The following is a 13,650-nucleotide window of genomic DNA, read 5'->3' as shown; positions in this document are numbered from 1 at the left end:
CTCCTCGGACGGTGCGGGGCGGGCCCGGGCGGGCGTTCCCGACAGGTCCCCGGGTGGGGTTCCGGCCGGTCGGGAACGAGTGTGGGCCGCTTTCCGCCAACTTTACCTTGGTCGGCCAAGTAAATGGGTTACAGTGGCGGCGCACGCAGATACTTGGCCGACCACATATTTCTTCGGGAGCTCCCATGACCACCGCGTTCGACCCGATCGATCTGTCCGGCACCCGACTCGCCAACCGCATCGCGATGGCCCCGATGACCCGCAGCCGGGCCGGCGAGGGCGGCGTCGCCACGGACCTCGTCGCCGAGTACTACACCCAGCGCGCCTCCGCGGGCCTGATCATCACGGAGGGCATCCAGCCGTCGGTGGTGGGTCAGGGCTACCCCTTCACCCCCGGGCTGCACAGCGCGGAGCAGGTCGCCTCCTGGCGCGGGGTGACCGACCGGGTGCACGCGGCGGGCGGCCGGATCTTCGCCCAGCTCATGCACACCGGCCGCATCGGCCACCCGGTCCTGCTGCCGGACGGACTCACCCCGGTCGCCCCCTCCGCGGTGAAGCCCGCCGGGCAGCTCTTCACCGGGGACGGGATGAAGGACTTCACCACGCCGCGCGAACTGACCGGCGACGAGATCCGGCGGACCATAGCCGACTACGCGGCCGCGGCCCGCAACGCGATCGACGCCGGTTTCGACGGGGTCGAGCTGCACGGTGCCAACGGCTACCTCATCCACCAGTTCCTCGCCCCCAACTCCAACCTGCGCGACGACGAGTGGGGCGGGTCCGACGAGGGCCGCATCAAGTTCGCCGTCGAGGTCGTCAGGGCCGTCGTCGCCGAGATCGGCGCGGAACGCACCGGGCTGCGCATCTCGCCCGGAAACACGTACAACGACATCGCCGAGACCGACCCGGCGGCCGTGTACACCGCGCTGGTGCGGGAGATCGAACCGCTCGGCATCGCCTATCTGCACGTCCTGGAGGCGCTGGAGATCCGCGAGCTGACCCTCGCGCTGCGCAAGCAGTTCTCCGGCACCTTCATCGTCAACCTGCTGACGGACGGGCCGACCGGGCCCGACGACCACCGGGCGATCGACGACGGGCTCGCCGACCTCGTCTCCTACGGCGCGCTGTTCATCGCCAACCCGGACCTGCCGGCCCGGCTGAAGGCCGGCGGCCCGTTCAACACCCCCGACCCCTCCACCTTCTTCGGCGGCGACGCGAAGGGGTACGTCGACTACCCGGCGCTGGACGCCGCGCGGTCCTGAGACCGGGGTGCTCCGGAAGGCCGGGGATCCCGAAGGGGCGGGGGACTTGGAGGGCCGGGGCCCGGAAGGGGGCGCCGGGTGGGGCGCTCCCCTTCGAGGCCCCGGCCCGGTCCGTCACTCCCGGCCGGTCCCGTCCAGCGGTGCGCTGTGCCACTTCCACGACGTGACCCGCGGCCGGCCGGGCAGTTCGGCACGGCCGGTGGCCCAGAGCAGGACGGTCCACCGGTCGGCGTCCCCGGGGGCGTCCGGGAAGAGCCGGGCCAGCGCCCGGTCGCAGAGGTCGGCGGGCGGCGCCCAGGCCACGTCCAGCCCCGCGGCGAGGTCCCGCATGTGCACCAGGGTCTCCACCACCCCCATGGCGGCGAAGCCCTCCGGGTCGGAGACCCCGTAGGAGTGGTACGAACGGACCCCGGGCGACGAGGTCCGCACCATCGCCGCGAGCAGCGCGCCGTTCGCCTCCATCGTCCGCAGCAGCCCGGCCGGGCCGGCCGCCGGGTCCGCGAAGACCGCGTTCTTCGGACCGTTCTCGCGATCGGCGGCCCAGCGGTACGGGAGATACGTGTCCGACGGGGCGTCGGGCGCGTCGGGCACGCCGAGCTGGGCCGCGTAGGAGAACAGGTCGTCGCTCAGGTGCTCCGCGGTCTCCCAGCAGCTCCATTCCAGCGTCCCGGCCGGGACCTGCCAGTCGTCCACCGGGGACTCCCGGAGCGCGGTGGTCGCGAGCCGGACCGCGGTGGTCACGTCGTCCGCCGTGACCGGCAGCCGGGCCCCGGTCAGGGCGGCCCGTTCGGCCGCACCGCACTCGACGCAGAACTCGTTGCCCTCGGGGTCGGCGAGCGTCGCCCAGCCCCGCCCGTTCGGTTTGCGGTGGTCGGCCACGAGGGTGGCGCCCAGGCCGAGCAGCCGCTCGACCTCCTCGTCCCGGGTGCGGTCCTGCGGCTGGAGGTCCAGGTGCAGACGGTTCTTGGTGCTCTTCGGCTCCGGCACCGTGATGAACAGCATTCCGGCCCCGGGGGTCTCGACGAGCGCCTCGGGGTCGCCGGGGGAGTCCTCGTCGGAGAGCGGGGCGTCGAGCACCTGCGACCAGAAGCGGGCGAGTCCGTAGGCGTCGGCGCAGTCGACGGTGATGTGGCGGATGAGAGAGGTCATGCCCCCACTGTCGCCGCCGACGGCCGCGCGGGTCCAACGACTTGAATCGCGTCCCGCACGACCGGCCGCCCGCCGGTCCGCCCGCGGGGAGCGGGCTCAACGGCCGGTGACGAGCATCCAGATCCCGGCGGCCGTGAACAGGCCGCCGCCCATGAAGGGGAGCGCGACGTCACCGATCCGCCTGCCGGCGAGGTCGATGCGCGCCTGCGCCGGGGCGTCGGGGACGTAGCGCACCGGGACCCGGCCGCCCACGGGAAGGCCCTTGATCCCGGACGAACCGGACTCGAACGTGTGCCGTCCGCCCCGCGCGTCGACGAACTCGACCACCGCGAAGTGGACGGCGTCGCCCCTTCCGGAGCTGCTCCTCCGATGGCGTACCACCAGGCCGCCGACGCTGATCCCGCCGTGCCGGAGGCGGCGCCGGACCATGACCTCGTGGACGCCGAACCCGAGGAGGGTGATACCTGCCACCAGTGACATCGCGATCCACACCGTCGCCCAACTCCCTCGTCCGTGCGACTTCTCGGGCATCTCCTGTCGTGGGGGAAGACGTCTTACCGGGCGGACGGGGTTCCTGGCGGGACCGCCGGACCGTGCGGAGCCGGGGACTCGGGCGGGGCAGGGCACGGGCAGGGCAGGAGGTGGCGTGGGCGGGAGCATGGGGGCGGGCGGGGGCGGCATGTCTGCCGTTCCCGCCCCCGCCCGTCACCGGTGTGTCAGCTCACCGCACGGGGGTGAAGTCCCGCGCCCCGATGAACTCCGGGCGCCGCGCCGGTGCCGCGAACGGCTCCTCGGCCGCGTTCTCCACGCTGTTGAAGACGATGAAGACGTTGCTGCGCGGGTACGGGGTGATGTTGTCGCCCGAGCCGTGCATGCAGTTGCAGTCGAACCAGGTCGCCGAACCCGCCCGGCCCGTGAAGAGCTTGATGCCGTGCCGGTCGGCCATCTTCGTCAGGGCCTCGTCGGACGGCGTCCCGGCGTCCTGCATCCGCAGGGACTCCTTGTAGTTGTCCCGGGGCGTCTCGCCCGCGCAGCCGAGGAACGACTTGTGCGAACCGGGCATGATCATCAGCCCGCCGTTGGTGTCGTGGTTCTCGGTCAGCGCGATCGACACCGACACGGCCCGCATGTTCGGCAGCCCGTCCTCGGCGTGCCAGGTCTCGAAGTCCGAGTGCCAGTAGAACCCCGAGGCGCCGAATCCCGGCTTGACGTTGATCCGGGACTGGTGGACGTACACGTCCGAGCCGAGGATCTGACGGGCCCGGCCCACCACGCGCTCGTCGCCCACCAGCCGGGCGAAGACCTCGCTGATCCGGTGGACCTCGAAGACCGACCGGACCTTCTGCGACTTCGGCTCGATGATCGAGCGCTCGTCGGCCCGTACCGCCGGATCGGTGATCAGCCGGTCCAGTTCGGCGCGGTACACGGCGACCTCGTCGGGGGTGATGAGCCGGTCGACGGTGAGGAAGCCGTCGCGCTCGAAGCCCTGGAGGTCCTGCGCGGCCACCGGACCGGGGGCGCCGGGCGCGGACCAGATCACCGGGTCCTGGCGGGGCGTGGTCATCTCGGCCGTGCCGCGCGTGGGGTAGAGATCGACGCGTGCGTCGTGGGTCATGGTTCAGCCCTCCTCGGTCAGCAGGGGATAGACACCGTTCTCGTCGTGCTCCTCCCGCCCGGTGACCGGCGGGTTGAAGACGCAGACGCAGCGGAAATCGGTCCTCGGCCGCATGGTGTGGCGCTCGTGGCCGTCCAGCAGGTACATCGTGCCCGGGGTGATCAGGTACGTCTGTCCGGTCTCGTCGTCGGTGAGTTCGGCCTCGCCCTCGACGCACAGGACGGCCTCGATGTGGTTCGCGTACCACATCGACGTCTCGGTGCCCGCGTACATCGTGGTCTCGTGGAGCGAGAAGCCCACCTTCTCCTGGGCGAGCACGATGCGCTTGCTCTCCCAGGTGCCGGAAGCGGCCCTCACATGCCGGTCGGTGTTCTCGATGTCACTGAACGATCGGACGATCACGGTGGGTCGGTGCCTTTCTCTCCGCGGGGTTTCCCGCTGTGGTGTTTCTCGTAGTGGTGCGGACTCGTCGGGCCCGTCCCCCGTGGCGGGCCGGTGGTTCAGACGGTGTCGCGGATCGCGCGGGCCAGCGTGCGCAGGCCCTCGTCCAGCTCGTCGGGGGTGACGGTCAGCGGCGGCAGCAGCTTCACGACCTCGCTGCGCGGGCCGGACGTCTCCACCAGCAGGCCCAGCTCGAAGGCGCGGGCGCAGACCGCGGCGGCGCGCGCCCCGTCCGTGAACTCCAGGCCCCAGACCAGGCCCCGGCCCCGGTAGCGCGCGCCGAGCGCGGCGTGTTCGTCACAGATCGAGAGCAGCGCCTGCTCGACCTGTTCGCCCCGGACCAGGGTCTGCCGCTCCATCTGGCCGTCCGCCCAGTAGGCGTCCAGCGCGGCGGCGGCGGTGACGAACGCCGGGTTGTTGCCGCGGAAGGTGCCGTTGTGCTCGCCCGGCCCCCAGATGTCCAGCTCCGGGTTGAACAGGCAGAGGGACATGGGCAGTCCGTAGCCGCTGATGGACTTCGACAGGGTGACGATGTCGGGGGCGATGCCGGCCTCCTCGAACGAGAAGAACGATCCGGTGCGTCCGCAGCCCATCTGGATGTCGTCCACGATCAGGAGCATGTCGCGGCGGCGGCACAGGTCGGACAGCGCCCGCAGCCACTCGGGACGCGCCACGTTGATGCCGCCCTCGCCCTGCACCGTCTCGACGATCACGGCGGCGGGCTTGTTGAGCCCGGACCCCTGGTCCTCCAGGAGCCGTTCGAACCAGAGGAAGTCGGGCACCCGGCCGTCGAGGTAGTTGTCGAACGGCATCGGGGTGCCGTGCACCAGCGGGATGCCGGCCCCGGCCCGCTTGAAGGCGTTGCCGGTGACGGCGAGCGAGCCGAGCGACATGCCGTGGAAGGCGTTGGTGAAGGACACGATGGACTCGCGCCCCTTCACCTTGCGGGCCAGCTTCAGCGCGGCCTCGACCGCGTTGGTGCCGGTCGGCCCGGGGAACATCACCTTGTACGGGAGGTCGCGCGGGCGCAGCACGTTGTTCTGGAAGGACTCCAGGAAGGCGCGTTTCGCGGTGGTGGCCATGTCGAGGCCGTGGGTGATGCCGTCGCGCTCGATGTAGTCGATCAGCGCGCGTTTCAGCACCGGGTTGTTGTGGCCGTAGTTGAGCGAGCCCGCTCCGGCGAAGAAGTCGAGGTAGCTGTGGCCGTCCTCGTCGGTCAGCCGGGCGCCCTGGGCACGGTCGAACACGGCGGGCCAGCCGCGGCAGTAGCTCCGCACCTCCGACTCCAGGGTCTCGAAGACACTCAGCGCGGGCGGGGTGATGGTCACGGGGAATCTCCTGCTCGGGAGGGGGGTTCGGACGGCCGGGGGTCGGGCGGCTCGGAGTTCGGGTGGCCCGGAGTCCGAGTGGCCGGAATCCGGAAGGGTCAGGTCCGGAAGAGGCGGGGCCGGGCGGTTCAGGGCTCGGACGGGCCGGGGGACCGGGCGGTTCGGGGTGCCCGGAGGCGGCGGGGCGCGGGGCGCTCAGGCGTGGAACGGGCCGATGCGGTACAGGACTTCGGGCAGGTGAGTCCCCTCGGGGAACAGCTCGCCGTCGAAGAGCACCTCGCGCTCCAGGGCCACGTCGTGGCGCCGCGCGTAGGAGGTGAACAGCCGGTCCGACGCGGTGTTGTCCGGGGTGACGGTCGTCTCGACCGCGGCCAGCCCGTGACCGGCGGCGACCCGGGAGGTCAGCGCGTCCAGCAGCTCCCCCGCGAGCCCGGTCCCGCGATGGCCGTGGTCGACGGCCACCTGCCAGACGACGAGGGTTCCCGGACGGTCCGGCCGGAGGTATCCCGTCACGAAGGCGACCGGCCCACCGGTCTCGTCGCGGGCGACCACGGAGGTCGCCGCGAAGTCACGGCACCACAGCAGGTAGCTGTACGAGGAGTTGAGGTCCAGGACCTCGGAGTCGCGGGCGATGCGCCAGATCGCGGCCCCGTCCTCCACTCGTGGGGTGTCGATGGTGATGAATTCGCTTCGGGCACTTGCAAAATCTGCTGGTGCGGCGGTCATGTGAATTGAATTTACCCAGCAAATTTCCAAATTGCATCGACGCAAAGGGTTGGGCGGGGTACTTGTTTGTGTTATCACGCGGGCGCGTGCCCCGGCGCGACCGGGCTGCGCTTTATTCTGGTTTGGGTGCTATTTATCAGGCATAACGGTCGCACTGTGGAGTAGGTCACATGGTTGTAACTCTCGTGCGGCGCAATGGAATTGCGTGGATCGGGTCCTGGTTCGGGCTCCGAAAACTCGGGTGTTTAGGGTCGGGGAAACCGGGCAGAAGAATGCGGGGAGCTGCTCTGAATAAAGCAGCTCCCCGCATTTTTGGAATATTTGCCCTCCGGCCCGGATCTATTCGCTCGGCCAGGTTTCCGAAACGGCCTTGCGGGCAGCTTCGAAGTCGACCTGCCGGCCCGCATCGGCCAGCGCCGCCCCCAGAGCCGCGAGCGAGGAAAGCACCGCGCCCCGCGTCGCATCCACACCGTAGTGATTGACCCGGATCATCTCCTTGGACAGCGCGCCCCCGCCCGCGATCAGCGGCAGCGAGGGGTCGGCCGCCAGTGCCCGCGCGACCAGTTCCGCGGCGTCGACGCCCTCGGGGGCGCGCAGCGTCGTGGCGACCGGCGCCGCCTCCACGGCCTCGTGCACATACGGCGAGAGCCCGCCGCCGAGCGCCTCCGCGCCCGCCCGGGTCGCCGCGGCGGCTGCGGAGTGACGGGCCATCAGCGTGCTCAGGCCCTCGGCCTCGATCCGCTCCACGCAGGCTTCCAGGGCCAGCATCTCCAGCTGGGCGGGGGCGTGCAGCAGCGCCTTGCGGCCGCCGTCGATCCAGCGCTCCTTCCAGTCCAGCAGGGAGAGGTACGAGCGGCGCGGGGCCCGGGGGTTGGCGGCGATCCGCTCCCAGGCCCGGTCGCTCACCGACACCGCGGACACCCCGGCCGGCCCGCCCATCGCCTTCTGCGCCCCGATCACGCACAGGTCGACGCCCCACGCGTCCGGGAGCAGCGGCTCGGCGCCCACCGACGCGACGGCGTCCAGCATGAACAGCGCCCCGTGCGAACGGACCACCTCGCCGATGCCGGCGACCGGGTTGGTGTTGCCGGTGGCCGCCTCCGCGTGGACCAGGGAGACGAAGTCGATCTCCGGGTGCTCGTCCAGCGCCCGTGCGACCTGGTCGGCGGTGACCGCGGTGTGGAAGGGGACCACCAGGTCGATCACCTCGGCGCCGCAGTCCCGCAGCCAGTTCCCGAAGGTCTGCCCGTACGGGCCAGTGACGACGTTCAGCGCGGTCGAGCCGGGCCGGGCGGCGCCCCGGATGCAGCCTTCGAGGGGGAGCAGCGCCTCGCCCTGCATGATGACGACGTCCTGCTCGGTGACGAGGAGGCCGGCCACCCGCTGCTCGATGGCCGCGAAGCGTGCGGCGGTGAGCGGGGCGAGGTCGAGGAAGGGGTGCGTCACGGTGGTGCTCTCTTCGGATCGGGTCGGATCGGGTCGGTGCGTGGTCGCGGCGTACGGCCGGAGCTTCCGTCGAAGCGTACCCAGGGCCCCGGACGCGGCCTCGTACAGTGCTGCCCATGAGTGATCACAAGGCATCGCAGGTGCTGCACGTGAAGGGTCGGGTGCTGGTCGGGCCCGAGGAGGTGCGGGACGAGCTCTGGGTGGTCGACGGGCGGATCACCTACGGGCGGCCGGCCGGCGCGGACGGGGCGGTGACCGTCACCGGCTGGGTGCTGCCCGGCCTGGTCGACGCCCACTGCCACGTCGGGCTCGACCACCACGGCGCCGTCGACGCGGCGACCAGCGAGCAGCAGGCCCTCGCCGACCGGGAGGCGGGCGCGCTGCTGCTGCGGGACGCGGGCTCGCCGGCCGACACCCGGTGGATCGACGACCGCGAGGACCTGCCGAAGATCATCAGGGCCGGGCGGCACATCGCCAGGCCCCGCCGGTACACCCGGAACTACGCCCACGAGATCGAGCCGGACGAACTGGTCGCCCACGTCGCTCAGGAGGCGCGCCGCGGTGACGGCTGGGTGAAGCTCGTCGGCGACTGGATCGACCGGGAGGTGGGGGACCTGACCGCCCTCTGGCCGCGCGAGGCGGTCGGGGCGGCCATCGCCGAGGCGCACCGGCTCGGCGCCCGGGTCACCGCGCACTGTTTCGCCGAGGACTCGCTGCGCGATCTCGTCGAGGCCGGGATCGACTGCGTCGAGCACGCCACCGGGCTCACCGAGGAGACCATCCCGCTCTTCGCCGAGCGCGGGGTGGCGATCGTCCCCACCCTGATCAACATCGCCACGTTCCCCTCGCTCGCGGCGGGCGGCGAGGCGAAGTTCCCGCGCTGGGCGGACCACATGCGACGGCTGCACGAGCGGCGCCACGACACGGTGCGCGCCGCGTACGACGCGGGCATCCCGGTCTTCGTCGGCACCGACGCGGGCGGGGTGCTCGCCCACGGCCTGGTAGCCGACGAGGTCGCCGAGCTGGTGAAGGCGGGCATCCCGGCCCTGGACGCACTGTCCGCGACCACCTGGGGCGCGCGACGGTGGCTGGGGCGGCCGGCGCTGGAGGAGGGCGCCCCGGCGGATCTGGTGGTGTACGACGAGGACCCGCGGGCGGACGTACGGGTACTGGCGGGGCCGCGCCGGGTGGTGCTGAACGGACGGATCATCGGCTGAGGCCGATGCCGATGCCAGAACCGGGGCCGGGGGTGATGCAGGGGTGGCGGCGGCCGGGGTGGGGCGTGTTGACGGGCAGTTACCGACGTCCTGTCGGCTCGTTGGAGCACTTCTGCACGCACTCCGGCGCAGTCGGCCCCGGTGACGCCCGCGCTGGGCGGATCGGGTGACGCGAGGAGAACGAACGTACCGAGATATTCGAATACAGGCACGGAAACCCCCCTTTGGGGTGAACTCACTTCAGGTGTCCACGAGTTCACTCTTCGTGCGTAAAGCTTTCGGGGTCGAGGCCACCGGAGCGCTCGATGTCCCCCATTGGAGGGCACCGGTGGCTCCATGTCTCTTGTGGGGGTTCCACCATCTTGAACAGCAACACCTTCCGCCTGGCCGCCCTGGCGGTCGCCGCCGCTCCCGTGGCCCTGCTGGTCGCCGCCCCGGCGCATGCCGGCGGCGCGGCCACCAGGACCACCGGCGACGGGAAGGCGAGCGCGGTCGTGCTCCGCACCGCACTCGACGTCTCGCTCCTGAACAAGGCGATCGACGTGCCGCTCAGGGCCGCGCTCAACGAGGTGCAGGCGCCCGCCGACGCGAAGAAGACCGCGCTCAGCGTGCGGCTCGACGGTGTGGAGGGCGGCCGGCCGGTCAGTGTGCTCAGCGCCGACGTGGCCACTTCGAGGGCGACCGTCGACAAGCGCCGGGCCGAGGGCTACAGCAACGTGGTGAAGGCCCGGGTCCATGTGCCGGGCCTGCCCGCGCTGTCGCTCGTCGAGGTCGAGAAGGTCACGTCCCGGGCGGTCTGCGAGACGGGCCGCAAGCCGGTCGCCGAGTCGAACGTCCTGGGGCACGTGACGGTGCTCGGCAAGCGCGTCGAGCTCACCGCGAGCGGCACCACCCGGGTCGAGGTCCCGGGAGTCGGGGACGTGACCCTGGACCTGTCGCGGACCGGCACCACCTCGAACACCGCCGCGGCGACCGCCCTGCGGCTGAAGGTCTCCGTCAACCCGCTCAAGCTGAACGTGGCCGACGTACGGGGTGAGGTCACGCTCGTCGAGGCGACCTGCCGGACGCCGCGGACCACCGACCCGGGCGGCAGCGACGGCGGCACGAGCAACGGCGGCACGAGCAATGGAGGCACGACCGACGGCGGCACGACCGACGGGGGTGCGAGCAACGGGGGCTCCGGCAACGGGGGCTCGGACAGCGGCGGTGGGAACGGCGGCACCAGCGGCGGCGGTTCCGACAACGGCGGTACGAGCGACGGGGGCGCGAGCAGCGGTGGTTCCGGCAACGGGGGCGCCTCCGGCAGCGGCGGCAGCAGCACGGCCGGTTCCACGAGCGGCACCACCGGCGGCGACGTGAAGCCCCAGACCGGCACCGGCAGTGAGTCGGCCACCGGCGGGGACCTCGCGGAGACCGGCAGCAGCTCCACGACGCCGTACATCGCGGGCGGCGCGGCCGTGCTGCTCGCGGCGGGCGCGGGGGCGACGGTCCTGGCCAGGCGCCGCGCCCGGGGCTGATCCCGCCGAGGCCCGAGGGGGGGCACCCGGTGCCGGTCCCGCACCGGCACCGGGGAGGGGGAGCGGTGTCCCGTCGCGCGGACGCCGCTCCCCGCGGGCGGACGTCGGCCGGCCCGGCGGGCCCTTTGCCGGGCGACTGTCAGTGGACGGGTGCGCCCAGTGCCTGCAGCGCCTGGTCGAACGCCTGCAGGAAACGATTGGTCGTGACCCGGTCGCGCACCGCCAGCCGCAGCCACTCGGGGCCGAGCCCGGGGAACGTGTCCCCGCGCCGCGCCGCGAACCCCAGGACCCGCAACTGCTCCCGGACCTCGGCGGCCCGGGCCAGCCGTATCAGGACGAACGGCCCCTCGGCCGGTTCCATGACCCGGACCTCGGTGAACTCCCTGAGCCCCGCGACGAGATGGGCCCGGTCCACCGCGATCCGCTCCGCGGCGCCGGACGCCTCCGCCAGGGCCCGCGGCTCCATGCACGCCTCGGCCGCCGCCAGCGCCGGGGACGACACCGGCCACAGCGGCTGGGCCTCCTCCAGGGCGCGAACGGTCTCCGGGGCGGCCAGCACGTACCCGATCCGCAGCCCCGCGAGCCCCCAGGTCTTGGTGAGGCTCCGCAGCACGACGAGTCCCGGGACGTCCGTGCGCCCGCACAGCGCCTCGCGCTCGCCCGGCACCGCGTCCATGAACGCCTCGTCGACCACCAACGTCCGCCCGGGGCGGGCCAGTCGCTCGACGACCGCCGCCGGATGCAGCACCGACGTGGGGTTGGTCGGATTGCCGACCACCACCAGATCCGCGTCCTCGGGCACGGCCGACGGATCCAGCCGGAAACCGTCCTCGGCCCGCAGCAGCACCCGCCGCACCTCGTGCCCGGCCGCGCGCAGCGCCGCCTCCGGCTCGGTGAACTGCGGATGGACCACGACCGGACGGCGGGCCGGCAGGGCCCGCGAGATCAGGACGAACGCCTCCGCCGCACCCGACGTCAGCAGCACCCGCTCCACGGGCAGCCCGTGCCGGGCCGCCACCGCCGCCCGCGCCGCGCCGCCGTCCGGGTAGGCGGCGAGCGAGCCCAGGGACTCGGCTATCCGGGCCTTCAGCCAGGCCGGGGGCGTACCGGTTCGTACGTTGACGGCGAGATCGGTCAGATCCCGGCCCTTTCCCCGTACTTCCACGTCACCGTGGTGCCGCAGATCGTGCGCGCCCGCGCCTGCCGCGTCGGGACTTTCGATGGGAGTGTGCATGACCGCCGTGGGGGTGGTGGTGACGGCCGGAGTCGTCGGGGCGGAAGCGCGGCCGCGATGGCGGCCCCACGCCGTCCTCGAACGGGGTTCCGGTGGGAAGGGAGTACGGCAGAACGACTATGCGCCCGGCACCCGGCTTCACGCAACGGTCGGGGTCGCACGTCACACCGGCTTCACGGGCGGACCGGCTCCGCGAACGGGACCGGTGCCGTCGGACGCATCGGCTCCGCGAACGGGACCGGCTCCGCCGAGCGCATCGGCTCCGCGTGGCCGGGGTCCTCATGGGCCGGTCGCGTCGCCCGGTAACTCCTCGGCGGCCGAACCGGACGTACCGGATGCATCGCCGGTACCGGATGTACCGGGCGTACCGTCCGGGCCGCGGCGTGCCACCGCGCAGGTCGCCATCGCCGCCCGTCCCGCGGGCGCCGACTTCCGCTTCGGCACGAGGAGCTCGCCCCCCGCGGCGAGCGCGGCGGCCTCCGCCACGGACGGCGTCCCGACGGCGGCCAGCGACGCGCCGGACGGGCCGGGCACCTCGATCCGGGCCAACTCGTCGGCCGGGTACGTCCGCAGCGGCACGCCGAGCCGCACGGCCGCCCCGACGATCCCCGGCTCGTCGGCCTTCGCGTCCACGGTCGCCAGCTCCACGACGTCCGACGGCCGGAGCCCGGACCCGCGCAGGACGTCCCGGACCAGCCCCAGCACCTCGTCGACCGGTACGCCCCTGGACGCGCCGACGCCCACGACGAGCCGCGCGGTCGTCCGGTCGTCCGTTCCGGTTCCGTGCACGGGCCGGGCTCCTTCCGGTCGTCCGTTCCGGTTCCGTGCACGGGCCGGGCTCCTTCCGGTCGGGCTCCTTCCGGAGGGCCGGGATGCGCGCGAGGGGGTCGATCGGCTAGCAAGAGCGCATGGCGGTGTTCGTCGCGCTCGGCGCGTTCCTGATGACCCTGGTGGGCGGCTGGGTCGCCCAACGCGTCACCGACCGCCGCCACCTGGTGCTCGGTTTCGCCGGCGGACTGATGCTCGGCGTGGTCGGCCTGGACCTGCTGCCGGAGGCGATCGAGGCCGCGGGCGAACCCGTCTTCGGCGTCCCGGCCGCGCTGCTGCTGTTCGTCGGCGGCTTCCTCCTCGCCCACCTCGTGGAACGGCTGCTCGCCGTGCGCCGGGCGGCACACGGCGCGGGCGAGGAACGGGTGCCGCAGGTCGGACTCACCGCGGCGGCGGCGATGGTCGGCCACAGCCTGATGGACGGCATCGCGCTCGGCGCCGCCTTCCAGGTGGGCGCGGGCATGGGCGCCGCCGTCGCCCTCGCCGTGATCACGCACGACTTCGCCGACGGCTTCAACACCTACACGATCACCAGCCTGTACGGGAACGCCCGCCGCAAGGCCCTGATCATGCTGTTCGCCGACGCCGCGGCACCGATCGCGGGCGCCGCGACGACCCTGGTGTTCACCCTTCCGGAGCAACTGCTCGGCTGTTATCTCGGTTTTTTCGGCGGGGCCCTGCTCTATCTCGCCGCGGCCGAGATCCTGCCCGAGGCGCACCACGAACACCCGGCCCGTTCCACGCTGCTGTGCACGGTCGCCGGGGTGGGCTTCATCTGGCTGGTGGTGGGCATCGCGGACTGACCGCCGCACCGCCGCCGTGGGACGCGGCACCGCACCGGGGCGCCCCACCGGCCCCGGACGGCACACCGCCCCCGGGCGTCTCAC

At 72.7% G+C, this 13,650-nt stretch carries 11 protein-coding genes and 1 pseudogene; 4 read left to right on the top strand and 8 right to left on the bottom strand.

Going from position 1 to position 13,650, the window contains the following annotated elements; all coding sequences use genetic code 11:
* The first annotated feature begins 185 nt into the window (after positions 1-185).
* The gene (locus ABZZ04_RS25460) at positions 186-1,262 is read left to right on the top strand and encodes an alkene reductase (protein WP_356934522.1); all 1,077 of its coding nucleotides are present in this window, start codon (positions 186-188) and stop codon (positions 1,260-1,262) included.
* Positions 1,263-1,376: 114 nt separating this feature from the next.
* Here ABZZ04_RS25460 and ABZZ04_RS25455 read toward each other — a convergent pair whose 3' ends face one another.
* From ABZZ04_RS25455 to ABZZ04_RS25425, 7 genes are all read right to left on the bottom strand, one after another.
* On the bottom strand, positions 1,377-2,411 hold the full coding sequence (locus ABZZ04_RS25455) for a VOC family protein (protein WP_356934520.1): 1,035 nt from the start codon (positions 2,409-2,411) through the stop codon (positions 1,377-1,379).
* A 96-nt stretch (positions 2,412-2,507) separates the two neighbouring features.
* Positions 2,508-2,942, bottom strand: a complete 435-nt coding sequence (locus ABZZ04_RS25450; RefSeq protein ID WP_356934519.1) for a DUF3592 domain-containing protein — start codon at positions 2,940-2,942, stop codon at positions 2,508-2,510.
* Positions 2,943-3,132: 190 nt separating this feature from the next.
* Complete coding sequence (thpD, locus tag ABZZ04_RS25445) at positions 3,133-4,026, bottom strand: ectoine hydroxylase (protein WP_356934518.1); 894 nt, start codon at positions 4,024-4,026, stop codon at positions 3,133-3,135.
* A 3-nt stretch (positions 4,027-4,029) separates the two neighbouring features.
* Positions 4,030-4,428 carry an ectoine synthase gene (locus ABZZ04_RS25440; protein WP_356934517.1) on the bottom strand — a complete coding sequence of 133 codons (399 nt, stop codon included), beginning with the start codon at positions 4,426-4,428 and terminating at the stop codon, positions 4,030-4,032.
* Positions 4,429-4,526: 98 nt separating this feature from the next.
* Positions 4,527-5,795, bottom strand: a complete 1,269-nt coding sequence (ectB, locus tag ABZZ04_RS25435; protein WP_356934516.1) for a diaminobutyrate--2-oxoglutarate transaminase — start codon at positions 5,793-5,795, stop codon at positions 4,527-4,529.
* Between the two features lie 195 nt (positions 5,796-5,990).
* Positions 5,991-6,521 (bottom strand): diaminobutyrate acetyltransferase, encoded by a 531-nt coding sequence (ectA, locus tag ABZZ04_RS25430; RefSeq protein WP_356934515.1) that lies wholly within the window; start codon positions 6,519-6,521, stop codon positions 5,991-5,993.
* A 339-nt stretch (positions 6,522-6,860) separates the two neighbouring features.
* Complete coding sequence (locus ABZZ04_RS25425) at positions 6,861-7,967, bottom strand: aminotransferase class V-fold PLP-dependent enzyme (protein WP_356934514.1); 1,107 nt, start codon at positions 7,965-7,967, stop codon at positions 6,861-6,863.
* 116 nt (positions 7,968-8,083) lie between these two features.
* Here ABZZ04_RS25425 and ABZZ04_RS25420 point away from each other — a divergent pair, with 116 nt between their 5' ends.
* The gene (locus ABZZ04_RS25420; RefSeq protein WP_356934513.1) at positions 8,084-9,184 is read left to right on the top strand and encodes an amidohydrolase family protein; all 1,101 of its coding nucleotides are present in this window, start codon (positions 8,084-8,086) and stop codon (positions 9,182-9,184) included.
* A gap of 362 nt (positions 9,185-9,546) precedes the next feature.
* Positions 9,547-10,701, top strand: a complete 1,155-nt coding sequence (locus tag ABZZ04_RS25415; protein ID WP_356934512.1) for an SCO1860 family LAETG-anchored protein — start codon at positions 9,547-9,549, stop codon at positions 10,699-10,701.
* 139 nt (positions 10,702-10,840) lie between these two features.
* On the opposite strand, the pseudogene cobC reads toward ABZZ04_RS25415, so the two are convergent.
* A pseudogene (gene cobC / locus ABZZ04_RS25410) lies at positions 10,841-12,724 on the bottom strand (Rv2231c family pyridoxal phosphate-dependent protein CobC).
* Between the two features lie 119 nt (positions 12,725-12,843).
* Between cobC and ABZZ04_RS25405 the strand changes: the two are divergent.
* Positions 12,844-13,566 (top strand): ZIP family metal transporter, encoded by a 723-nt coding sequence (locus ABZZ04_RS25405; protein WP_356934511.1) that lies wholly within the window; start codon positions 12,844-12,846, stop codon positions 13,564-13,566.
* The last annotated feature ends 84 nt before the right edge of the window (positions 13,567-13,650 follow it).

Source organism: Streptomyces sp. NPDC006435 (genome assembly GCF_040612315.1).
In the GTDB taxonomy this organism is placed as follows: Bacteria; Actinomycetota; Actinomycetes; order Streptomycetales; family Streptomycetaceae; genus Streptomyces.
Note: the sequence above shows the minus strand (reverse complement) of the source record. Positions and strands in the feature narration are given on the sequence as shown.

Coding starts and splice junctions, on each gene's coding strand:
- ectA (WP_356934515.1), bottom strand. CDS start 6,521: ATGACCGCCGCACCAGCAGATTTTGCAAGTGCCCGAAGCGAATTCATC.
- ABZZ04_RS25405 (WP_356934511.1), top strand. CDS start 12,844: ATGGCGGTGTTCGTCGCGCTCGGCGCGTTCCTGATGACCCTGGTGGGC.
- ABZZ04_RS25420 (WP_356934513.1), top strand. CDS start 8,084: ATGAGTGATCACAAGGCATCGCAGGTGCTGCACGTGAAGGGTCGGGTG.
- ABZZ04_RS25460 (WP_356934522.1), top strand. CDS start 186: ATGACCACCGCGTTCGACCCGATCGATCTGTCCGGCACCCGACTCGCC.
- thpD (WP_356934518.1), bottom strand. CDS start 4,026: ATGACCCACGACGCACGCGTCGATCTCTACCCCACGCGCGGCACGGCC.
- ABZZ04_RS25450 (WP_356934519.1), bottom strand. CDS start 2,942: ATGCCCGAGAAGTCGCACGGACGAGGGAGTTGGGCGACGGTGTGGATC.
- ABZZ04_RS25455 (WP_356934520.1), bottom strand. CDS start 2,411: ATGACCTCTCTCATCCGCCACATCACCGTCGACTGCGCCGACGCCTAC.